The 21,768-nt window shown below is 72.9% G+C and carries 20 protein-coding genes and 1 pseudogene; 14 read left to right on the plus strand and 7 right to left on the minus strand.

The genetic code is table 11. The features are described 5' to 3' along the window. Window positions 1-24: 24 nt before the first annotated feature. Window positions 25-1,599, minus strand: coding sequence for a putative glycoside hydrolase (locus tag ACWDY5_RS21805; protein WP_449723996.1), 1,575 nt, complete (start codon window positions 1,597-1,599; stop codon window positions 25-27). Between the two features lie 170 nt (window positions 1,600-1,769). Here ACWDY5_RS21805 and ACWDY5_RS21810 point away from each other — a divergent pair, with 170 nt between their 5' ends. Beyond that, complete coding sequence (locus ACWDY5_RS21810) at window positions 1,770-2,561, plus strand: lysozyme (RefSeq protein ID WP_449723997.1); 792 nt, start codon at window positions 1,770-1,772, stop codon at window positions 2,559-2,561. On the opposite strand, the gene ACWDY5_RS21815 is transcribed toward ACWDY5_RS21810, so the two are convergent. Beyond that, complete coding sequence (locus ACWDY5_RS21815) at window positions 2,555-3,244, minus strand: TetR/AcrR family transcriptional regulator C-terminal domain-containing protein (protein ID WP_449723998.1); 690 nt, start codon at window positions 3,242-3,244, stop codon at window positions 2,555-2,557. The genes ACWDY5_RS21810 and ACWDY5_RS21815 overlap by 7 nt on opposite strands. A gap of 81 nt (window positions 3,245-3,325) precedes the next feature. Between ACWDY5_RS21815 and ACWDY5_RS21820 the strand changes: the two genes are divergently transcribed. Beyond that, a complete protein-coding gene (locus ACWDY5_RS21820) occupies window positions 3,326-4,684 on the plus strand; it encodes a serine hydrolase domain-containing protein (RefSeq protein WP_449723999.1) in 1,359 nt (452 codons plus the stop codon). On the opposite strand, the gene ACWDY5_RS21825 is transcribed toward ACWDY5_RS21820, so the two are convergent. Then, a complete protein-coding gene (locus ACWDY5_RS21825) occupies window positions 4,668-5,063 on the minus strand; it encodes a VOC family protein (RefSeq protein ID WP_449724000.1) in 396 nt (131 codons plus the stop codon). The genes ACWDY5_RS21820 and ACWDY5_RS21825 overlap by 17 nt on opposite strands. 207 nt (window positions 5,064-5,270) lie before the next feature. Between ACWDY5_RS21825 and ACWDY5_RS21830 the strand changes: the two genes are divergently transcribed. Next, entirely contained in the window at window positions 5,271-6,428 is a 1,158-nt protein-coding gene (locus ACWDY5_RS21830) for a methyltransferase domain-containing protein (RefSeq protein ID WP_449724001.1), read from the plus strand. On the opposite strand, the gene ACWDY5_RS21835 is transcribed toward ACWDY5_RS21830, so the two are convergent. Together ACWDY5_RS21835 and ACWDY5_RS21840 are read right to left on the minus strand one after the other, a co-directional pair. Then, window positions 6,425-7,273, minus strand: a complete 849-nt coding sequence (locus ACWDY5_RS21835) for a class I SAM-dependent methyltransferase (RefSeq protein ID WP_449724002.1) — start codon at window positions 7,271-7,273, stop codon at window positions 6,425-6,427. The genes ACWDY5_RS21830 and ACWDY5_RS21835 overlap by 4 nt on opposite strands. Continuing rightward, on the minus strand, window positions 7,270-7,827 hold the full coding sequence (locus ACWDY5_RS21840) for a DinB family protein (protein WP_449724003.1): 558 nt from the start codon (window positions 7,825-7,827) through the stop codon (window positions 7,270-7,272). The genes ACWDY5_RS21835 and ACWDY5_RS21840 overlap by 4 nt, the downstream gene beginning before the upstream one ends. Window positions 7,828-7,956: 129 nt before the next feature. On the opposite strand from ACWDY5_RS21840, the gene ACWDY5_RS21845 reads away from it, so the two are divergent. The 7 genes from ACWDY5_RS21845 to ACWDY5_RS21875 all read left to right on the plus strand — a co-directional run bounded on the left by ACWDY5_RS21845 (window position 7,957) and on the right by ACWDY5_RS21875 (window position 13,252). Continuing rightward, a complete protein-coding gene (locus ACWDY5_RS21845) occupies window positions 7,957-8,766 on the plus strand; it encodes an ABC transporter permease (protein ID WP_449724004.1) in 810 nt (269 codons plus the stop codon). Window positions 8,767-8,777: 11 nt separating this feature from the next. Next, window positions 8,778-9,686, plus strand: a complete 909-nt coding sequence (locus ACWDY5_RS21850; protein ID WP_449724005.1) for an ABC transporter substrate-binding protein — start codon at window positions 8,778-8,780, stop codon at window positions 9,684-9,686. Next, window positions 9,626-10,102 (plus strand): ABC transporter ATP-binding protein, encoded by a 477-nt coding sequence (locus tag ACWDY5_RS21855; RefSeq protein WP_449724066.1) that lies wholly within the window; start codon window positions 9,626-9,628, stop codon window positions 10,100-10,102. The genes ACWDY5_RS21850 and ACWDY5_RS21855 overlap by 61 nt, the downstream gene beginning before the upstream one ends. A gap of 83 nt (window positions 10,103-10,185) precedes the next feature. Beyond that, complete coding sequence (locus ACWDY5_RS21860) at window positions 10,186-10,575, plus strand: VOC family protein (protein ID WP_449724006.1); 390 nt, start codon at window positions 10,186-10,188, stop codon at window positions 10,573-10,575. A 153-nt stretch (window positions 10,576-10,728) separates the two neighbouring features. Beyond that, on the plus strand, window positions 10,729-11,403 hold the full coding sequence (locus tag ACWDY5_RS21865) for a response regulator (RefSeq protein ID WP_449724007.1): 675 nt from the start codon (window positions 10,729-10,731) through the stop codon (window positions 11,401-11,403). Beyond that, a complete protein-coding gene (locus ACWDY5_RS21870) occupies window positions 11,400-12,785 on the plus strand; it encodes an ATP-binding protein (protein ID WP_449724008.1) in 1,386 nt (461 codons plus the stop codon). The genes ACWDY5_RS21865 and ACWDY5_RS21870 overlap by 4 nt, the downstream gene beginning before the upstream one ends. Continuing rightward, a complete protein-coding gene (locus ACWDY5_RS21875; RefSeq protein ID WP_449724009.1) occupies window positions 12,782-13,252 on the plus strand; it encodes a hypothetical protein in 471 nt (156 codons plus the stop codon). The genes ACWDY5_RS21870 and ACWDY5_RS21875 overlap by 4 nt, the downstream gene beginning before the upstream one ends. Here ACWDY5_RS21875 and ACWDY5_RS21880 read toward each other — a convergent pair. Further along, window positions 13,249-15,078, minus strand: a complete 1,830-nt coding sequence (locus tag ACWDY5_RS21880) for an acyltransferase family protein (RefSeq protein ID WP_449724010.1) — start codon at window positions 15,076-15,078, stop codon at window positions 13,249-13,251. The two genes, ACWDY5_RS21875 and ACWDY5_RS21880, sit on opposite strands and share 4 nt — an antisense overlap. Window positions 15,079-15,244: 166 nt before the next feature. Between ACWDY5_RS21880 and ACWDY5_RS21885 the strand changes: the two genes are divergently transcribed. The 3 genes from ACWDY5_RS21885 to ACWDY5_RS21895 are packed head-to-tail and all read left to right on the plus strand — an operon-like array spanning window position 15,245 to window position 19,410. After that, window positions 15,245-15,703: a DUF4760 domain-containing protein gene (locus ACWDY5_RS21885; RefSeq protein WP_449724011.1), complete on the plus strand. Its 459-nt coding sequence runs from the start codon at window positions 15,245-15,247 to the stop codon at window positions 15,701-15,703. Next, window positions 15,684-17,159, plus strand: coding sequence for a hypothetical protein (locus ACWDY5_RS21890; protein ID WP_449724012.1), 1,476 nt, complete (start codon window positions 15,684-15,686; stop codon window positions 17,157-17,159). The genes ACWDY5_RS21885 and ACWDY5_RS21890 overlap by 20 nt, the downstream gene beginning before the upstream one ends. After that, window positions 17,152-19,410, plus strand: a complete 2,259-nt coding sequence (locus tag ACWDY5_RS21895) for a tetratricopeptide repeat protein (RefSeq protein WP_449724013.1) — start codon at window positions 17,152-17,154, stop codon at window positions 19,408-19,410. Before ACWDY5_RS21890 ends, ACWDY5_RS21895 begins: the two co-directional genes overlap by 8 nt. A 21-nt stretch (window positions 19,411-19,431) precedes the next feature. On the opposite strand, the gene ACWDY5_RS21900 is transcribed toward ACWDY5_RS21895, so the two are convergent. After that, a complete protein-coding gene (locus tag ACWDY5_RS21900) occupies window positions 19,432-20,403 on the minus strand; it encodes a hypothetical protein (RefSeq protein ID WP_449724014.1) in 972 nt (323 codons plus the stop codon). Window positions 20,404-20,558: 155 nt separating this feature from the next. Here ACWDY5_RS21900 and ACWDY5_RS21905 point away from each other — a divergent pair. Then, window positions 20,559-21,767, plus strand: a pseudogene (locus ACWDY5_RS21905) (FAD-dependent monooxygenase). The last annotated feature ends 1 nt before the right edge of the window (window position 21,768 follow it).

A 21,768-nucleotide genomic window follows, 5' to 3' on the forward strand; every position in this document is an offset into this window, starting at 1 on the left:
TCGTCGCGGACGGCTCCGGCTTCGTTACCCGAGCCCCTCCGCCTGGTACCGGCACCCGGCGTTCCACAGCAGGAACGACCCGGCCCCCGCGTCCTTGGCCCCGCTGATCTGCGCCCGCACCTCCCCCGGTCCGTACTTCACCTTCAGCGAGAAGTCTTGCAACCACGGGATCACGGTCGCCGCCGACCCTTCCAGCACGCTCCGGAAGTCGGCCACCGACCGCTTGACGATCTCGTAGGGCTCGGCCTCCGGGTGGCTCACGCCGTACTCGCCCCGGCCCCAGTGCGAGGGGTAGACCATCGGCGCGACGTAGTCGACGTGCTTGGCCATTGCCGGGATGTCCTGGGCCACCTGCTCCGGGTGGCGGGCGGCGATGCCGAACACCGACACCCCGATCGCGCCGCCCTTGGCCCGGATCGCACTGGCGGCCTCGGCCACGAAGCTGGTGACGTGGCTGGTGGGGTCGCCGGGGGCGCCGGGGAAGCGCATTCCCTTCAGCGGGCCGTCGGGGCGGCGGACGTAGTCGAAGAGGATGTCGTCGAAGCCCAGTCCGGCGGCCTCGGCGGCCAGCTCGATGTTGTAGCGGCGGACCTCGGGGTGGGCCGGGTTGGTGAAGGCGTAGGGGCCGTAGCCGCCGGTCCACGGGCCGCCGTCGGCGCGCTGCACCAGCTGCTCGTGGTGGCCGGCGCGCCAGGCGGCCGCGCCCAGGATCGGGTCGCGGAAGGCGACCAGGCGGCCGACCACCCTGGCGCCCAGTTCGTGCAGCTGGCGCAGGGCGGCGCGGGCGTCGTAGCCGCCGCGGACCGCGCCGATCCGCTTGGCCGTGGCGACCTCGGTGGCGTAGCCGACCAGGCCGCTCTCGTCCTTGATGTCCAGCTGCACGGTGTCGATCCGCTTGGCCCGCAGCAGGTCCAGCACGGGTTCGCGCAGGCCGGGGGCGGTCCAGGCGTGCGCGGTCAGGTGCACCGCGCGCATCCCGGGATGGGTGGCGGTGCGCACCCGCTCCACGGTGACGTGGCCGGCCTGGTCGGCCGCGGTCACCTCGATCGTCCCAGGTGGACGGTCCAGGGTGACGCTGAAGGAGCCGTCGGCGGGCAGCGGGACCCTGGACCCGTGCACCAGCAGCTGGTCGGCCTCCCGCGCGGTGCCACGCAGGGTTACCCTGCCCTGCTCGTCCGGCCGGGACGGGCGGTCCACGGCCAGCACCGGGGCGCGCTCGTCCACGGTGAACTTGCGGGTCACCGCCGCGCCGAAGAGCAGGCCGGGCAGCCGGGCGGTGACCTCGTGCTCACCGTGGGTGAGCCCGCGCAGCAGCACCGACACCGAGCCCTCGCCCAGGCGCGCGGACACCGGCTGGCCGTCCACCAGGACCTCCATCTCACGCACCGCGCTCGGATTACGCGGGGTGAAGGTGACCACCCGGTCGTGCAGCTCTCCGCCGCGCAGCAGCTCACCCTCCGCGACACCGTCCACTGTGGCCACCGGGTGCAACACTCCGAAGGCCCCCACCACCATCGCCAGCACGACCAGCACCACGCCCAGGGCCAGCGTGGTCAGCAGCCCCCAGTGGTGCCGCTCTCCCTCGTAACGCACAGCCATCGCCGGAACCCCCTTGTCTGCCAAGCTGATCCACGGATTCCCGGTCACGGCCGATCCAGACCCACCGAGCAGGTGACGCTGATTCGGATGAACTCCGCGCCGGTGAGGCGTGAACTCGTCACCGCTGGCTATCTGCGGCAGGGACAGGATTCGCCGAACGGGAGGCCACTATGTCCGCACGTCACTGCCTGGCCGTCCTCGCGACGGCGCTGGCCGCCCTGCTCGCGCCGGCACCGGCGACGGCACAGTCCGCAGTGGACGGTGACACGCCGATGGGCTCACAGATCCGCTTGCACGAAGGCGTCGCCGAGGACCAGCCCAGGGTCGAAGTGTCCCTGGAGGCCTCGGTGGCCGGGATGGACGTCAGCGGCCACCAGCGGGAGGTGGACTGGGGGCACTGGTGGCGGCAGGGCAAGCGGTTCGTCTACGTCAAGGCCACCGAGGGCACCGGCTTCCGCAACCCCTACTACCGCGGCCAGTACGACGGCTCCCGCGGGGTCGGCATGATCCGCGGCGCCTACCACTTCGCCCTGCCGGACCGCTCCAGCGGCGCCGCCCAGGCGAACTACTTCGTCGACAACGGCGGCGGCTGGAGCCGCGACGGGCACACCCTGCCCGGCGCGCTGGACATCGAGTACAACCCGTACGGCCAGAGCTGCTACGGGCTGAGCCAGGACGCGATGTCCCGCTGGATCAAGGACTTCAGCGACACCTACCACCGCCGCACCGGCCGCTGGCCCACCGTCTACACCAGCACCAGCTGGTGGGCCACCTGTACCGGAAACCGGCTCAACCTCAGCGGCACCAACCCGCTGTGGGTGGCCCGCTACGCCAGCTCGGTCGGGCCGCTGCCGCACGCCTGGCCGTTCTACACGTTCTGGCAGTACACCAGCAAACCGTTGGACCAGAACACCTTCAACGGCGCCTACCACCGGTTGCAGGTGCTGGCCAGGGGTCACTGAGACCTGGCGGCGAGCTGTGCGGCGAAGCCGTCCAGGATGGCGGCCAGGCCGAACTCGAAGGTGCGCTCCGGGGCCGCGGCATAGCCCTCGGCGCTGGCCGAGTGGCTGTCCATCCGCCCGCGCAGCCGGGGGAACTCCCTGCCGATCTCGCGGGCCTTGGCCACCGTCTCGCCGATCGCGGCCTCGGGGTCCTTGCCGCCGCGGCTGAGCCGCCGGGTCAGCGAGACCTGCGCGGCGGTGCTCAGCGAGCTGCCCAGCACGAAGATCAGCACCGTGGCCGCGGCCTGGTCCGCCTCGACCGGGTCGAAGCCGGCCAGCTCGTAGACGGCCAGGCAGTGGTCGTCGTGGCGAGCCTTGCCCGGTCCGTAGAGCAGGTGGCTGCCGAAGGCCTGGCTCAGCCACGGGTGCCGGGTGAGCATGGCGTGCAGGCTGGTGGCCATCGCGGTGGCCGCGCCGCGCCAGTCGGTGCTGGCCAGGTCGGGCAGCTCGACCTCGGCCCAGATCGCGTCGCCCGCCAGCCGGACCAGGTCGTCCTTGGTCTTGATGTGCCAGTACACGGCGGTGGCCGCGGAGTTCAGCCGCTGACCCAGCGTGCGCATGTTGAGGCCGTCCAGGCCCTCCTCGTCCAGCAGCTCGATGGCGGCCTTGACGATCTGGTCCGCGGTCAGCGTGTCCCTCGGCATGCCACACAGCCTACTTGCACTTTGTTCAAGAGTGCGTCTAGGGTCCGACTTGCACTTAGTTCAACTACCTGAGGGGCGCTCATGACATCGGCACTCGCGGACTTCGTCGCGGCCACAGCGGCGGAGCTCGGCATCCCCGGCGCCGCCGTCGGCGTGCTGGCCGACGGCGCGGAGACCACCGTCGCGCACGGCGTGACCAGCGCGGACCACCCGGCGCCGGTGACCGAACGGACTCTGTTCCACCTGGCCTCGCTGACCAAGCCGTTCACCGCCACCGCGCTGGTGCGCCTGGCCGCCGAGGGCAAACTGGACCTGCACGCGCCGGTGCGCCGTTACGTCCCGGAACTCCGGCTCGCCGATGCGCGGGCCGAGGCACAGATCACCGTGTTCCAGCTGCTCAACCACACCTCGGGCCTGGACTGGCAGCTGGTCGGGGCCGAGGCGGATGAGACCCTGCCGGGGTTCGTGGCCAAGCTGGCCGAGCTCAAGCAGATCGCGCCGCCGGGGGCCAGAGCCTCCTACAGCCAGGCCGGGTACAACCTGGCCGGACGGGTCCTCGAACACCTCACCGGCCAGTCCTTCGAGCAGGCGGTGACCGAGCTGGTGCTCACCCCCGCCGGGCTGTCGAACACCTTCTTCGACCTGGACGAGGTGCTCATCCGGCCCTTCGCCGTCGGCCACAACCGGGACGAGGACGGCCGGTTGTCAGCGGCGCGGCCGTGGAAGGCCTGGCGGGCGGGCACCAGCGCCAACAACCCCGGCGGCGGCCTCATTTCCTCGGTCAGCAACCTGCTGCGGTGGGCCAAGTTCCAGCTCGCCGACGGCGCCGGGGCACTCCCGGCCGAGGCGGTGCGCGGCATGCGCGAGCAGACCGCCGAACTGCGCGCCAGCACGCTCGGTGACGGCGTCGGCATCGGCTGGTTCCTGCGCGAGGTCGACGGCGTGCGCACCATCGGGCACGGCGGCTCCGGCAACGGCCAGTTCAGCGAGCTGCTGATCGCGCCGGACCGGGACTTCGCGGTGGTCTCGCTGGCCAACGCGGGCCCGGACGGCAACCGCTTCAACCAGGCCGTGCTGCGCTGGGCGCTGGAACACCACCTCGGCGTGGTGCAGCGGGAAGCCGAGCCGGTCCCGTTCGAGGCGGCCAGGGCCGAGGAGGTGGCAGGCCACTACGAGATCGATGCGATGAACCTCGACATCAGCACCGACGGCGGCAAGCTCGTCATGGCGGTGGCCATCAAACCGGAGATCCGCCAGGCCTCCGCCGACATGCCGCCGGACTACCCGCCCGCCGCCTTCGGCTTCCTGCCCGGCGACGGGGAGGAGTACGTCATCACCGAAGGCGGCCTCAAGGGGCAGCGCGGCTACTTCTCCCGCGACGCCAGTGGCGCGGTCACCGGCGTGGACCTGGCGGGCAGGCTGTTCAGCCGTTCACGGTAGGTTCGTTCCGGTCGTGGTCGATCACGCAGAACTCGTTGTCCTCCGGGTCCAGCAGCACCACCCAGGGCAGCCGGGGGTCCAGTCCGACGTCGGCCCGGCGCGCGCCCAGCCCGATGATCCGCTCCACCTCGGCGGCGTGCTCGCCGGGCGGCGGGTCCAGGTCCAGGTGCACCGGGTTCTTCTCCGGGCGGCGGCCGCTCCCTGGCACCTGCTCGAACATCAGCGGCGGGCCGGTATCGCCCTTGATCTGCGCGTACTCGGTGCCGTCGAGACTGAAACCCCGGTCCACCAGGCGATAGCCCAGTACCGCGGACCAGAACTCGATGAGCCGGTCCAGGTCCCTGCAGTCGAAGGTCACCGCGGCGACTGTGCTTGGCATGGCTGAGGAATAACCGGTTCCGGTCAAGGTCAACCACTGTTAGCCTGCCCGCCATGATGTTCACCCGACGCTGACCCGGCCACCGGCGGGCAGCGGATTCCCCATCGCTGGTGATGCGGGGCGGCACAACGCCGTCCCGGGTCGCGACGTGGGAGCAGATCGAATGATCTCTCGGGTTTCACCGCGTCCAGGCGCAGTCGTCCACACGTGACGGCCGCGCGCCTGGTGGCGCGGACGGTGCGGGGTCTTGAGCAGGTGGTGGCCGAGGAGGTCCGGCCGCTCGGTCCCGTGGATTTCCAAGGACATCGCGAGGTGTGGTTCCGCGCGGAGCCGACCCCGGCGGTGCTGGGCTCGCGGTGCGCCGATGACGTGCTGCTGCACGGGATCTCGGTGCGCGGCATCGGTCCGGCCCGCGCGGACCTGCCCGTGCTGGCCGAGGCCGCGGCGCGGATGCCGTTGGCGGAGCTGCTGATGGCACGGAAACGCTGTGGCGGCAAGGACTTCACGGCCGGGGTGACGGTGTCGGCGTCGTTTTTGGGGCGACGCAACTACAACCGGTACGACCTGGAGGACGCGGTGGGCCGGCCGGTGGCGTTGGCGCTGGGACTGCCGTACTGGAGCAGGCGGGGCGGAGTGGCGCCGCCCGATGGCGGATTGTCCTGGCGGGTGACCGTGGAAGGCGATCGGGCGCTGGTGGCGCTGCGGATCGCCGAGCGGCCGCTGCACCGGCGCGGGTATCGGCGGGTGACCCGGGCCGGGAGCCTGCATCCGCCGGTGGCGGCGGCGATGGCGCGGCTGGGCGGGGGCGGGCGGGTGCTGGATCCCTGTTGTGGGGCCGGGACGCTCGCGGTGGAGGCGGCGCTGGGCGGGGCGGAGCTGGTGCTGGGGCTGGACCGGGATGCCGGAGCGGTGGCGGCGGCACGGGTCAACGGGGCCGCGGCGGGGCTGGGCGGTGGAGTCGGCGCGGGGATCGGCCCGGGGCTGGGCGGCGGGATCGGCGCGGGGATCGGCCCCGGGCTGGGTGGCGGGATCGGCGCGGGGATCGGCCCCGGGCTGGGTGGCGGGATCGGCGCGGGGATCGGTTGGGGTGTTGCGGATGCCGGGCGGTTGCCGGTCGCGGACGGTGCCGTCGATCTCGTGCTGTGCAACCCGCCATGGGACCGCCAGGTCCCGCCGACCGGGGTGCTCGCCCGCCGACCGCAGCATTTCTGGCGCGAACTGCGCCGGGTGCTGCGTCCCCGCGGGCGAGCCGTCCTGCTGTTGCCGGCGAGCGCGCTCCCCCGCACCGGATTTCAGCTGCTGGACCGGTTGCCGATCAGCCTGTCCGGGCAGCATCCGGAGATTGTCACCGTGCGCCGTGACTAAAGACGCCTCGCCTGGACCAGCCACGCGGCCGAGCCGTAGCGGACGCCGTCCTCGGCCAGGTGCTCGGCCATGTCCGCGCGCACCCCGTCCACGATCCTGGCCTGGATGTCCGCCTCCTGCTCGGCCATGAGCCAGCCGAACTGCTCGATGATGAACTCCAGCGCGTCCTCGACATCGGCCCCGAACCACATCGACTCGCTCAGCGCCTCGATGCGCACATCGGTGAACCCGGCCGTGGTCAGCAGTTCCCTGGTCAGGTCCGGATCGGTCAGCCCGCCCGCGCTGGGCGGCCGCACCTCGGGCGGGACGCCGTTGGCGTAGGCGGTGCGGAAGGCGCGCATCCACTCGTTGGCCGCCGGTGGCTGCCAGGTCAGCAGGGTGAGCCCGCCGCCGGGGCGCAGCGCGCGGGCGAGGTTGGCGAAGGCGGCGGGGGCGTCGCCGAAGAACATCGCGCCGTGGCGGCTGACCACCCGGTCGAAACCGCCGGGAGTGAACGGGTGGGACTGGGCGTCGACCTGGTCGAAGACCACGTTGGCCAGGCCCTCGCGCTCGGCCAGCTCGCGGGCCAGGGCGAGCATCGGCGTGGACAGGTCCACACCCAGCGCGCTGCCCCGATGGGCGAGGCGGGCGGCGTCCCTGGTGGCCTGGCCCGCGCCGCAGCCGACGTCCAGCACGCGGGAGTCCGGCTCGATCGCGGCCGCGGCGAGGAACTGGCCGTGGTAGCGGGCCACGCCGGCGTCGAAGCGCTCGGCGCGGCGGGTCCAGAACTCGCCCTGGCCGCCGTCCCAGGCCTTGAGCTGCTCGGTGTTGGCTGGATCGATCCGCAAGGCGCTGCGCCGTTTCATACCCCGATCGCCCCGTCGACGCACTCGCGGAGCAGGTCGGCGTGTCCGTTGTGGCGGGCGTACTCCTCGACCAGGTGGATCAGCACCCAGCGCAGCGAGACCGTGCCGCGCCAGCCGTCCTCACCCTCGACGTCCAGGCTGGGCGCCTCGGCGGTGAACCGCTCGGCGAAGGCGACCTCCGCGCGCCAGGCCGCCCAGGCCTCGGCGACCACCGCCGGGTCGGCGCTGGCCTGGTCGAAGTCGGCGTCCGGGTGCTCCGGGGTGACGTAGCGCGGCGGCGCGTCCTGACCGGCCAGCACCACGCGGAACCAGCGGCGCTCGACCTCGGCCAGGTGCCGGATGAGCCCGAGCAGCGACAGCGTGGACGGCGGCACCGACCTGGCCGCCAGCTCGGCGTCCAGGCCGGCGCACTTGAGCTCCAGGGTGGCGCGCTGGCCGTTGAGGATGCCCAGCAGCACCGCGCGCTCCTCGCCGGTGGCGGGGGCGGTCAGCCGGGGGTCTCGGTCGGCCTCGACGAACATCTCCGCACGTCGGCGCGGGCTGGGACTGGTCACGGGCGCCAACTCTAGGGGCCGGGGCGATCATCGACAGCCGGTTTTCCCTTGACCGTGCCCTCCGCCGCCTCTAGCGTACTGACCCACGCGAATCGGAAAGCGCTTTCCGCATGGGGACGGAGACCGGAGATGACCGACCGCGCACCGGAAGTCAGCCGCTGGCGGCTGGCCGCCGAACGCTCCTGGCGGCCGATCGCGCTGCTGGCCGCGGCACTGGCCTGCTGGCAGCTGATCACCGCCACCGGCCTGGTCGCGCCCTACCTGATCCCCTCCCCCGGCGCGACGCTGGCGGTGTTCGCCGCCAAGTGGGGCTACCTCAGCGAGCACACCTGGGTCACCGGCTACGAGACCGTGCTGGGCTTCCTGATCGCCGCGGTGCTCGGCGTGCTGACCGCGGTGATCATGGTCTACTCCCCCGCGCTGGAGAAGACGCTCTACCCGGTCCTGGTCTTCGCCCAGGTGATCCCCAAGATCGCGGTCGCGCCGCTGTTCGTGGTGTGGCTGGGTTTCGGGCTGGCGCCCAAGGTGCTGGTGGCGGTGCTGATCGCGTTCTTCCCGGTGGTGATCTCCATGGTCACCGGGCTCAAGTCGGTCGGCGCGGAGACCCTGGACCTGGCCGCCACCATGGGCGGCGGGCCGCTGAAGACCTTCGTCAAGATCCGCTTCCCGGCCGCGCTGCCACAGCTGTTCGCCGGGCTGAAGGTCGCGGTGACGCTGGCGGTGACCGGCGCGGTGGTCGGCGAGTTCGTCGGCGCCAACGAGGGCCTGGGCTACGTGATCCTGCAGGCCAACGGAAACCTCGACACGCCAATGCTGTTCGCCGGTCTGATCCTGATGTCGCTGATCGGCGTGGCGCTGTTCGCGCTGCTGGAACTGGCCGAACGGCTGCTGCTGCCCTGGCACGTCAGCCGCCGCGCCGACCCCGTGACCACTCTCTAGGAGGGCCAGCCATGCGCAGCTCCGTCCCCGTCCTGCTCGCCGCGCTGCTGCTGGCCGTCGCCGGGTGCGGCGGCGCGCCGGCCGAGCAGGGCAAGCAGGTCACCTTGACGCTCAACTGGTATCCCTACGGCGAGCACGCGCCCTTCTACCACGGCCTGAAACAGGGCATCTTCAGCAAGCACGGGATCAACCTCAAGATCCAGGCAGGTCAGGGCTCCGGCAAGACCGTGCAGGCCGTCGGCGGCGGCCAGACCGAGTTCGGCTGGGCCGACACCTCCTCCCTGCTCGCCGCGGTCGACTCCGGCGTCCCGGTCAAGAGCTTGGGCGTCTACTTGCAGACCACCCCGGCCGCCGTGCAGTTCTTCGCCGACAAGGGCATCAGCAAACCCGCTGACCTCAAAGGAAAAACCGTCGCGGTGACCGCGGGCGACGCGCTGTCCAAGACCTTCGGCGCCTTCCTCAAGCAGAACGGCCTGTCCGAGGGCGATGTGCAAGTGCAGAACATCGACCCGGCAGGCAAGATCGCCGCGGTGATCGCGGGCCGGGCCGACGCACTGGTCGGCTACGCCAACGACCAGGGCCCGATCATCCAGGACAAGGCCGGGAAACCGGTGTCCCAGCTGCGTTTCGCCGACTTCGGCCTCACCTACTACAGCGACGGCCTGCTCACCTCCACCGCCCTGCTGGACTCCGACCCCGACCTGGTCAAGCGGATGGTCGCGGCCACCACCGAAGCCTGGGCGGAAGCGGAGAAGAACCCGGCCGCCGCGGTGGAGGCGATGAAGGACGCCTCCGCCCAGCTGCCGTCTTCCAGCGCGCCGCCCTGCTGGACTGGCGCTCGGCCCGCCGCAACATCCTGCTGCAAGCGGAGATGCGCGGCATGCCTGCCGCCGAGGCCAGGAAGCGCACCGACGAGCTGATCGAGCTGACCGGCCTGTCCGGCTTCGCCGACGCGCTGCCGCACGAGCTCTCCGGCGGCATGCAGCAGCGGGTGGCGCTGTGCCGGGCACTGCTGCACCGGCCCCAGGTGCTGCTGATGGACGAGCCCTTCGGCGCACTGGACGCGCTCACCCGCGAGCAGCTCAACGTGGAGCTGCACCGGATCTGGCGGGAGACCGGCACCACGGTGCTGCTGGTCACCCACTCCATCGCCGAGTCCGCCTACCTGGCCAACCGGGTGGTCGTGCTCACCGCCCGGCCCGGCCGGATCGCCGAGACCATCCCGATCGAGCTGCCCGCCCAGCGCGACTACGCGGAGACCATGGCGCTGCCCGCTTTCGCCGCGGCCACCGCCCGGATCCGGCAGCTGCTCGGCGCGGCGGAGAAGGCGGACTGAGCCCCGGGCAGGCCAGGGCATGCCCCCGGCCTGGGGTGCGCAACTCGGTGTCGTGTCCGCTCGGCGGCAACTATGGTGGCCCGATGGCATCGGTCAAACAGTTCCAGGTCACCTTCGACTGCGCGGAACCTGAGCGCCTCGCCCAGTTCTGGTGCGAGGTGCTGGGGTACGTCGCACCGCCGCCGTCGCCGGAGGAGCAAAGCTCGGCCGTCTGCACCGATCCCACGGGTGCCGGCCCTCGGCTGTACTTCCAGCGGGTGCCCGAGGGCAAGGTGGTCAAGAACCGGGTGCACCTGTGCGTGCGGGCCGGCACCGGGCTGGCGGGCGAGGAGCGCCTGGCCGTGCTGGAGGCCGAGTGTGCCCGGCTGGTCGCGCTCGGCGCGGTGCGCCTGCGGTTGCTGCCCGCCGATGAGGAGAACGAGTCGTGCATCGTGATGCAGGACATCGAGGGCAACGAGTTCTGCGTGGACTGAGGCGTCGGCTCCGCTTCTCGGCGGTTGGCTTTTTTGTGTTTGAGCGGATTAATTTCGCTCAACACTGAAATAATCGTGACGACAAAGTCGTAGTTGTGTCGCAGCCGCCCGGCGCGACCGGCCAAGCTCGGGTCGCCGCCGCATACTGGCCGGGTGGTCGCGATTCTGCTCATCGAGGACGATCCGCTGGTGCGCCGTGGGCTGCAGCTCGCGCTGGACCGGCACGGCCACCAGGTGCGCACCGCCGAGGACGGCGAAACCGGGCTGCGCGAACTGGCCGCCGCCCCGCCGGACGTGGTGGTGCTCGACGTCATGCTGCCCGGGGTGGACGGCTTCGAGGTGTGCAGGCGGATCCGGCGCGCGGGCGCGGTGCCGGTGATCATGCTGACCGCGCGCGGCGACGACTTCGACGTGGTACGCGGGCTGGAAGCCGGGGCCGACGACTACGTGGTGAAACCGGCGCAGCCCACCGTGCTGGACGCCCGGATCCGGGCGGTGCTGCGGCGCAGCGGGATCACGCCGGACGGGGTGCTCACCCACGGCGAGCTGAGCATCGACCCGGCCGCGGCCACCGTGTCGCTGGCCGGGGAGCCGGTGGCGCTCACGCCGACGGAGTTCCGGCTGCTGCTGACCCTGGCCCGCGCGCCGGGCCGGGTGTTCAGCCGCCAGCAGCTGCTGGAACTGGTGTGGGAGCACGACTACCTCGGCGACTCGCGGCTGGTGGACAACTGCGTGCAGCGGCTGCGGGCCAAGATCGAGCGCGCGCCGCGCGAGCCCGAGCACGTGCTGACCGCGCGGGGCTTCGGCTACCGGTTCGGCGCGCGATGAGGGTGCGCTGGCCGTATGGGCTGCGCACCCGGCTGGTGCTGGCGTTTGTGCTGGTCACCGCGGTGGGTGCGGTGGCAGCGGCCTGGGCGGGCGCGGGTTCGGCGCGGTCGGCGCTGCTCAGCGAGGCGCGGCAGCGGCTGACCGGGGAGCTGACCGCGCGGATCGCCGCGGTGGCCAGGGAGCTGACCTTCCCGCCGGACGCGGCCGCACTGGACCGGCTGCGCGCGGCAGTCGGCGAGCAGACACTGGTGTCCTATGTGGACAGAAGTTCGGGCGGTGGCGCGGAGCGGGCGGCCGAGGCGCTGCGCGGCGCGGTGCGGGACCGGCAACGCCTGGTGTGGCAACGGATCGACGCGGACGGGCCGCGGCTGCTCATCGGCACCCCGGTGATGATCACCGCGGTGGACGGGCAGCGCAGGCCCTCGGGCATCGAGGTCTACGCGGTGCGCGACCTGGCGGTCACCCAGGCCCAGCTGGACGAGCTGACCATGGCCGCCGCGCGCACCAGCGCGATCGCCCTGCCGCTGGCGGTGCTGCTCGCGCTGCTGGCCGCGGGCGGGGTGCTGGGGCCGGTGCGCCGGGTCCGCGACACCGCGCGCACGCTGGCCGCTGGCGAGCTCGGCGCGCGACTTCCGGTGCGCGGCAAGGACGAGCTGGCCGAACTGTCCGTCACGGTCAACGAGATGGCCGAGGCGTTGCAGCGCACGGTGGCCGAGCTGCGGCGGCTGGAGGCCGACGCGCGCCGGTTCGTCGCCGACGTCTCGCACGAGCTGCGCACCCCGCTGAGCACCCTGGCCGCGGTGAGCGAGCTGCTCCAGGCGGGCAGCGGCAAGCTCGATGCGGTGCAGCGGGAGTCGGCGGAGCTGGCGGTGGCGGCCACCCAGCGGCTGGTGCGGCTGGTCGAGGAGCTGATGGAGGTCTCCCGGTTCGACGCCGGCATGGCGCGGCTGCGGATCGAGGAGGTCGAGGTGGCCGGGGCGATCCGGGACTGCCTGCGCGTGCGCGGCTGGCTGGACCAGGTGGCGACGGACCTGCCGGAGGTGGTGGCCAGGCTGGATCCGCGGCGGCTGGACGTGATCGTGGCCAACCTGGTCGGCAACGCGCTGCGGCACGGCGCGCCCCCGGTGACCGTGCGACTGCGCGCCACCGCCGAGCGGATCGAGATCGAGGTTGCCGACCGGGGTCCCGGCCTGCCGGAATCCGTGCTGCCCCAGGTGTTCGACCGGTTCTACAAGGCCGACCCGGCCCGCACCGGCGGCAGCGGGCTTGGCCTGTCCATCGCGCTGGCCAACGCCCGCCTGCACGGCGGCGACCTCACCGCGGGCAACGGTCCGGCCGGTGGCGCCCGCTTCGTGCTGGTGCTGCCGAGGGCGGAGTCATGAGGCGGCTCGCGCTGGCCGCGCTGCTGACGCTGACCACCGGCTGCGGCATCCCACCGTCCACTGTGGAGGACGGCGGCGAGGCGCCGACCGGGGTCTCCCCCACCGTGACGCTGTACTTCGTCGACAGCTTGGGCGAACTCCGCCGCACCGAACGCGACACCGACCGCCTGGGCTCCATCGGCGAGGCCATCGCGCTGCTGCTCACCGGCCCCGGCGACGAGCGCGGACTGCACTCCGAGATCGCCAGGACCGGCAACACCCTGGTCAGCGCCACCACCGAACCCGGCCTGATCACCCTGGTCCTGCCGCTGTCCCGCGCCGAGCTGACCGACCGCGGCGTCGACCAGATCGTCTGCACCGCCCTGGGTGTGCACGTGCAGGGCGGCGGATCGGCGACGACCAGGGTGCGGTTGCGGCTCACCCTGCCCGGCGCCGATCCGCTCGGCCCGCGCACCTGCCCGGCTTAGCAGCCCTTGAAGTGCTGGTCCGCGGACCAACCCGTGTTGGCCCAGGTTTCCGGGGAGACCTTGGTGACGCCGGAGAACCTGGCGGCCAGGGCCGCGAGCAGCCAGGCGGTGAAGCGGGCCGCGCCTGCCGGGCAGGTGTGGATGCCGTCGCTGCTGCGCTCGACCTTGCCCTCGCGCTCGCGCTGGTAGGACGCGCCCCAGACCTGGCCGCCGTCGAGGACCTCGGCCCGGCCACCGGCGGCGACCTCGCGCAGCACCGTGGCGGTGCGGGCCAGCTCGTCCATGTGCCCGGCGTAGAACTCATCCGGCTTGATCGGCGGCATGGTCACGAACAGCACCTTCGCCTGCCCGGCCGCTGTGACCAGCCGCTCGTACCCGGCGCGCTGCTCGGCGGCGCTGCCCCAGTCGTAGGTGGTCACCTGGTAGACGAGCACGTCCGGCCGGAACTCGGCGATCGTGCCGGGCAGTTCGGCCCAGGTCGCCTCGGCCAGCGGACCGACCACGCCGCCACCGCCCGCGGCGGCCACCGACTTCAGGGTCAGGCCGCTGGCCTTGGTCGCCGCCGCCAGTGGCAGCGCGAGTCCGACGGCGATCGAGTCGCCCATGAACAGCACCCTGGACGCCTTGGGGCCGTTGGCCGAAACCGCGCCACCACCGCCGAGCGCACCGGTGTCGATCACCGCCGCGGCGGGCCGGGGCACCGCGATCCAGGTCAGCGCGACCACCGCCATGCTGGCCGCGAAGGCCACCAGTCCGGTGTGGCCACGGGCCCAGGTCGCCCGGAACCGAACCGGGTCCTCCACGAACACCTTCGACAGCACCGCCAGTCCCAGGGAGACCGCGCAGACCAGCAGCGTCCACGCCCAGCCGTCCAGGCCGGTCTTCTCCTTGCCCAGCAACAGGAACACCGGCCAGTGCCACAGGTAGAGGCTGTAGGAGACGAGTCCCAGCCCGCGCAGTGGCCGCCAGGCCAGGCCGCGCGCCAGCACCGACCCCGGAGCCAGCACGATCAGCAGCGCCGCGGCCGCCGCGTGCGCGAACAGCCCGCCCTGGAACAGGATCGGCGAGCGCTCCCCGTCCACCAGCAGCCAGCTCACCGCCAGCCCGGCCAGCAGGGGCAGCGCCACCCACGAGGGCACCCGGCGCAGCAGCCACTGACGCACCGGCGGCACCGCCACCAGCGCGCCCAGCAGCAGCGAGAACGCCCTGGTATCGGTCCCGGTGTACACCCGGTCCGGTTCGGCCAGCAGCACCATGAGCCCCAGTGACAGCAGCGAACCCAGCCCGGCCGCCAGCGCCACCGCCCGTTCCCGGCGCAGCGCGAGCACCACCAGCGGCCACAGCAGGCAGAACTGCTCCTCCACCGCGATGCTCCACAGGTGCCCGAACACCCGCCCCGGCCCGAACCGGTCCCAGTACCCCGCTGACTCGGCCAGCAGGTGCCAGTTGGCCAGGTTGAGCTGCGTCCACGGCCCGTCCGCGAGCGCGCCGCGCAGCTGGTCGGGCGTGCCGACGGCCCAGGTGAGCAGGGTGACGCCGACCAGCAGCACCGCCAGCGCGGGCCACAGGCGGCGGATCCGGCGGCCCCAGAACCGGGGCAGGGACAGCTGGCGGTCGCGCAGCAGCAGGTCGGTGATGAGGTAGCCGGAGAGCACGAAGAACAGGTCCACGCCGAGGAACCCGCCGCTGAGGTGACCGGCGTGGAAGAGCAGGACCCCGGCGATGGCCAGGCCGCGCAGGCCGTCGAGCTCGGGGATATATGGGCGGGTGGCCGGTGCGCCGGGTCGGCCGTCCACTGTGGACGGTGCGGGAGGTGCGTTGGTCATGCCCCGAGCCAAGCCGTCGCGTTTCCCGCCCAGGTCCCGGCGGTGTCGCAGTCCTGTCGCGACCGTCACGACCCGAGGCCTGGGTCACGGGTTAGTCACTGTGCGTAACGCCCGGTCGCCGTCGCCCGACAGCCGGATGTCCCGCACCGACTTCGCTGAGGTGGCGATGAGTCTGAGCGTCTGGTTGTCCCTGATCTCCCCTGCCGTGGCGGTGCTGGTCGCCGCCTGGGGGTTCCGGCGGTCCACCCGCGCGGACCGGCTGCGCGCGTTCTTCGACCTGCACGAGCGCTACCTCTCCGCCGAGGTGCGCGCCGGGCGGCGGATCCTGCACCAGCTGGTGGCCGGGCGCTCGGCGGAGCAGCTCGCCGAGCTGGACCGGGCCACCCTGGACCGGGTCGGCTACACCCTCGCGGTGCTCAACTCGATCGCGATCGCCTGCGCGGGCGGCTACGTGGACCGGAAGCTGGTGCGGCGCAGCATGGGCCGTTCCTACACCAGCGCGGTGGCCGCGGCCCAGCCCTACCTGGACCGGGTGCAGGCCCAGCGCGGCTACCGGCCCTACCCCTTCGCCGAAGCCCTGGCCGCGGAGCTCAGGGAGGGCGCCCATGCCGGACCCCGGGACTGACCGCAGGCTCCGGTTGTGCGTGGTGCAGCTGGACGGGCTGCCGCACGCGCGCACCCCGGAAAGCCTGTGGCTGCCCGCCGAACCGTTGTACGAGGCCGGGAAGGGGCCGGGCGAGCTGTCCGCGGCGCAGCTGTTCAGCGGCGCGCACCCCACGGTCTACGACGGCATCCAGGAGCTGTCCACCACCGCGACCAGGGCCTGCCTGGTGGAGCTGATGGCCTTCCTGGACCGGCAGTCCGCCGACGTGGTGGTCTTCCCCGAGTACCTGGTGCCGCTGGGCTGCCTGGACACCCTGCGCGAGTTCTCCGCCGGGCGGGTCGTGGTGGCGGGTCTGGGTTTTGTGCGCAACACCGCCGAGGCCGCCGACCTGGTCGCGCTGGCCGGTGCGGGCTGGCGCGGCGAACATCTGGTGCACCGCAACGTCTCCGTGCTCATCCACGACGGCACCGTGCACCTGGTCACCAAGCTCTCCCTGGCCGACGGGGAGAACGCCACCGCGGGCCGGGGTGTGGAGGTGGTCGAGCTGACCCTGCGCGGGCGGCAGGTACGGCTGGCGGTCGCGGTGTGCAAGGACTACCTGCTGTGGGAGAGCAACGCGACCGTGCTGCGCGCCGACATCGTGTGCGTGCCGGCCAACTCCCCCACCGTGCTGCCGTTCCAGCCGGACGCGCCGCGCGACCACGTGCGGCTGCTGGCCAACGCGGCCTGCCACGGCGGCTCACAGATCATGGTGCCCGCGCTGGACGGACCGCTGGTGAACCAGCTGGGTGTGCAGCCGATCGGCAAGGGCTTCCAGGCGGTGGTGCTGGTGGAGTACGACCGGTACCCGCAGCGGCCCACCGCGCTGGACCGGCCGGAGAACAGCCTGGCGCTGCGCGCGCAGATCATCGGCGCGGCCGAGGAGGCGGAGCTGGCGGTGCTCGCCGAGCTGGCCGAGCTCGCCGCGACCACACCGGGCACAACCCTGCGGGCGCAGGTGGCCGAGCTGCGCGCCCGGCTGACCGGCGGCGGCCCGCTGGCCCAGGCCCTGGACGCCTACGACATCTACCTGGCTCAGGGCTTCGACCCGGACAAGGAGCTGCACGACCTGCTGTGCACGCACGTGGCGGTCACCGGCGGCGGCCAGTCCGCCATCCGCGGCAGCCAGGCCCGCTACATCGTGCGGATGCTGCGCGAGCTCGACGGCGAGGGCGGCCGGTTCGGCGCGGCCCGAGATGCCTACCAGCGGCTGTCCGAGCGGTTCTGCGGCCAGGAGCCAGCCGGGCTGGTCGTGCTGCCGGCGCCCCGGCAGGCGCCGCCGCCCGCGCCAGAGCGGACCAGCCTGCTCCGCTACACCCGCTGCACCGCGCGGGACGGCACCCGTTCGGAGAGCTGGGAGTTCCACGATCCCGCACTGGCGCGGGAGTTCCTGCTCAACCCGCCGCCCGAGATCGACCGAGGAGTCAGCGATGAGTGATCCGGCCGAGCAGGAGTCCCGGCTGGCCGCCAGGGTGCGGGAGCTGCGACAGTGCGCGGAAACCGATCCGCTCGAAGCACGGGCCGAGCTGGCCGTGGCGCTGCTGCGGCTGGGTGGGCACCAGGCCAGCACCGGGTCCCGGGTGGCCGCGCTGACCGCGGTGCGCGAGGCGGCCCGGCTGGCCCACTCGCTCTCGAAGTCCACTATGGACGATCCGGCGCACGCGGTGGCCTGGCTGTCGCTGCTGAGCAACTCGCTGCAGATCGAGTACGAGGTGACCCGCGAGCTGGCGGTGCTGGACCGGGCCATCGACACGCTGACCAGGGTGGTCGGCCTGCTCGACCCGCGGGACCGCGACCTCAGCGGGCAGCTGTCCAACCTGGGCAACGCGTTGCGGCAGCGGCACGAGCACACCTTCGACGAGCGGGACCTGCAGGCCGCGGTGCGCCGCCAGCGCCAGGCCCTGCGCGCGGCCCCCGACGACGACCGGGACCGCTCCGCGCTGCTGGCCAACCTGGGCGCCTCGCTGCGGCTGCACTACGAGCGCACCGGCGACCTGGACTCCCTGGACGAGGCGATCGCGGTGCTGCGCCAGGCAGGCGCGGCCACCTCGCCGGAGCACCCCGGCCGGTTGCGGCGGATGTCCAACCTGGGCGCGGCACTGCGCGCCCGGCACAGCAGGCTGGCCGACCCGGCGGACCTGACCGAGGCGGAGGAGATCCTGCGCCGGGCCGCCGAGGGCACCCGGCTGGACTCCGGCGACGCGCTGGCGGTGCTGTCCAACCTGGCCAACGTGTTGCAGGACCAGGCGGACGCGCTGCGGGACGACGGGAAGCTCACCGAGGCGGCCGAGGTGTTCCGCCGGGTGGCCCACCGGCGGTGCGTGCTGCTCGGCCCGGAACACCCGGACACCCTGGCCAGCCGCAACAACCTGGCCAACATCCTGGCCCAGCAAGGGAAACTCGCCGAGGCCGAGCACACTTACCTCCGGCTGCTCACCGACCTGCCCAGGGTGCTCGGCGCGGACCACCCCGACACCCTGGCCAGCCGCAACAACCTGGCCAACATCCTGGCCCAGCAGGGCAATTCGGCCGAGGCCGAGGCCGCCTACACCGAGCTGCTGGCCGACCAGGCCCGGGTGCTCGGCGCGGACCATCCGGACACTGTGGACAGTCGCAACAACCTGGCCGCGGTGCTGACCCAGCAGGGCAAGCTGGTCCAGGCGCGGGCGACCTACCAGGAGGTGCTGCACGCGCAGCTGCGGGTGCGCGGCGAGGACCACCCGGACACCCAGCGCACCAAGGCGCTGCTGTCCGGACTGGCCGACATGCTGAGCAGCCGGGTCAGCGTGGTGGTGCCGAGGGTGATGCTGGCGGTCCACCTGACCTCCACCGCGGACAGCGCGGGGCACGAGCGGATCACGTTGTGGCGCAGGATGTACGAGGCGCTGAAGAAGGCGGTGACCCGCAGCCACATCCCGTGGGCGGACTGCGCCACGGAGAGCTTCGGCGACGGGGTGCTGCTGTTGCTGCCGCCGCAGGTCTCCAGGGAGCAGCTGGTGGCGATGGTGCCGGACAACCTGTCCATCGAGCTGCGCGCGGTCAACGCGACCCTGCTGCCGGTGCAGCAGGTGCGGCTGCGGGTGGCCATGCACGCCGGTCCGGTGCGGGTGGACGGCCGGGGCGTGACCAGCCCCGCCGTGCTGCACGCCTTCGGCATGGCCGACACCCCGGCCCTGCACGAGACCCTGCGCACCGACCGCGCCGACCTGGCCCTGATCATCTCCGACACGCTCTACCAGAGCACCACCCGCACCCCCGGCGCGCTGTTCCGCCCGGCCAGGGTCCCGGTGGGCAACGCCGACCTGCTCGCCTGGATCCTGCACCGCCCACGGCAGCTGACCGCGGGCAGGCCAAGCAGCGGAGCAACGGTGTCCACTGTGGACCACTACGTGCTGGCGCTGGCCACCGACGCGCTGCTGGCGGTGCCGCTGTGCCGGTTCCCGTACAGCCGCCAGCGCCTGCTGGACTCCCTCGACCCGGCGATCAGCTCCTCGGTGCACCGCGACGCCCGCGCCAGGCAGGAGGTGCAGAACATCCTGCGCACCTGCCTGGCCCACGAGGACGGCCTGGCCCAGCTGCTGGCCGCGGTGCACAGGCTGGAGCACACCACGCTGCCGGTGCGGCACCTGACCAGCACGCTGGCCCGGCTGTTCACCGACCGGGGCGAGCCGGGGCCGCGCCCGGGCTGACGCCGGGCGCGGCCGGGGGTGTCACTGGCAGCGCAGGTGCGCCGGGTAGTACCTGCTGGAGCTGACCCGCATCGCGCCGACCACCGAACCGTCCTCGAGCAGCGCGTTCTGGGCATCCGCCCGGTACTGCCACGGCAGTTCGGAGACCAGCGCGCCGTCCTGCCACAGCCGGGCCTGACCGGCCCCGTTGCCCGCGGTCAGCACCCGGCCGGTGCCGTTGATCGCCCGCGGCTGCTCGCTGATCCGCTGCTGGACCGCGCCGTCCACACCCCAGACCACGGTGTCGCTGAGCCCGAGGTGCCCGGCCACCCGGCCCGCGTGCAGCTGCACGGCCAGCATGCTGACGGTCGGCTCCGGCGGGAGCAGCTCCTGGAAGCGGCCGTCGGGGTGGCGCAGCTGGATCGTGGCGCGGCCCCCGGTGTAGAGGGTGAAGGCGATCCGGCCCTCGTCGTCGAGATACGGGTCGGCGACCTCGCCGGGCACCGGCGGGGCGAGCACCTCGTGCGCCGCGCCGCCCGCGGGCCAGCGGACGAGCTGGCCCTTGACCGCGGCGACCACGTCACCGGCGGCGTTGACCGAGTGCGGCCGCGCGTAGTCCGCGCCCGGCGGCGTCTCCAGGCGCTGGAACTCCCCGTTGGCGTACCGGAACCCGTGCCGGACCTGCTCGCCGCTGGCCCGGTCCAGCAGCCCGGTCACCACCCCGGTGGAGCTGACCGCGGTCGGATGCCCGGTCAGCCCGAACGGGCGGCCCAGCACGGTGGCCCTGCCCTCGCGCCACAGGACCAGGTGGTCGCCGAAGCCACTGGCCGGGGTGAGCCGGCCGACGACGAGGTCCTGCCGGTTGGTGGCCTCCGCGGAGGCGTCCTGGTAGCCCGAGGGCAGCTCCAGGGCGGTCGCGGTCCAGGCGCACGGCGCGGGCGCGGCCCCCGCCGAGAGCGGTGTGAGCAAGGCGCTCGTGGTGAGCAGGGCAAGGCAGAGCGCGGTCACGCGCATGAATCCCCCAGTTGATCCAGCCGTTGTCGGTGGTCGGCGTTCCCGCCGGGACCACGCTGAGACCGTACTCGAGGCAGCCGACAGTGAGTCGTGCCGATGAGTTTTGCGCGGCTCCGTGGTCAGTACGGCTGGACAGGAAACACAGGGAGGCAATGATGAGCGTCGTGAGTGGTCCCAGGGTGCTGGTGGCGGGGGCGAGCATCGCGGGACCCGCGCTGGCCCACTGGCTGCGCAGGCGGGGGGCCGAGGTGACCGTGGTGGAGCGGGCTCCCGAGCTGCGTCCCGGCGGCCAGGCGGTGGACGCGCGCGGAGTCGCCAAGGAGGTCATCGCGCGCATGGGGCTGGACGCCGCGGTGCGCGCGGCGTGCACCGACACCGCGGGCGCGCACACCGTGGACGCGGACGGGTAGGTGCTGGAGACCTTCCGTGCCGAGGACGACGGTGGCGACGGGTTCATCGCGGACATCGAGATCCTGCGCGGGGACCTGTCCCGGGTGCTCTACGAGGACACCCGCGACGGCGTCGAGTACGTCTTCGGCGACCGGATCGCCGGGCTCGCCCAGGACGCGGACGGGGTCGACGTGGTCTTCGCGGGCGGCGACCGGCGGCGCTTCGACCTGGTGGTCGGGGCCGACGGGCCGCACTCGGGGCTGCGGGAGCTGGTCTTCGGGCCGCACGAGCGGTACCTCCGCCACCTCGGGCACGTGCTGGCGTTCTTCAGTGTGCCCAACGAGTTCGGGCTGGACCGCTGGCTGCTGGAGCACCAGGACCAGGAGTCCGGGCGCTCCGTCCTCCTGCGCCCCATCCAGGACGCCACCCGGGCGATGGCCATGTGCTACTTCGCCGCGCCCGGCTTCGGCGTCGACCACCGTGACGTCGCGGCCCAGAAAGCACTGCTGCGCGAGCGGATGGCGGGCCTGGGCTGGTTGACCCCGAACATCCTCGCGCACCTGGACGACACCCCGGACTTCTACCTCGACCAGGTCGCCCAGGTGGTGATGGACCGCTGGTCGAGTGGCCGGGTGGTGCTGCTCGGGGACGCGGCGTTCTGCTCCTCGCCGATGTCCGGGCAGGGCACCGGGCTGGCCCTGGTCGGCGCCTACCTGCTGGCCGGCGAGCTGGCCGCGGCCGGCTGGGACCCCGAGGCCGGGTTCGCCCGCTACGAGGCGCGGATGCGCTCGTTCGTCGAGGCCAACCAGGAGATCGGCCGGTTGAACGCGCGCAGCCGCGACCTCCCCGGGCCCGAGGCCGAGCCGCGCCCCGACTTCGCCGGCGAATGGTTCGCCGAGCTGGTCGGGCGCGCGATCAACGGCGTCGAGCTGCCGGACTACGCGGGTGTGCCGGACTCCGCGGCCAAGCCGTAGG

The sequence above is a fragment of the Crossiella sp. NPDC003009 genome (assembly GCF_053591555.1).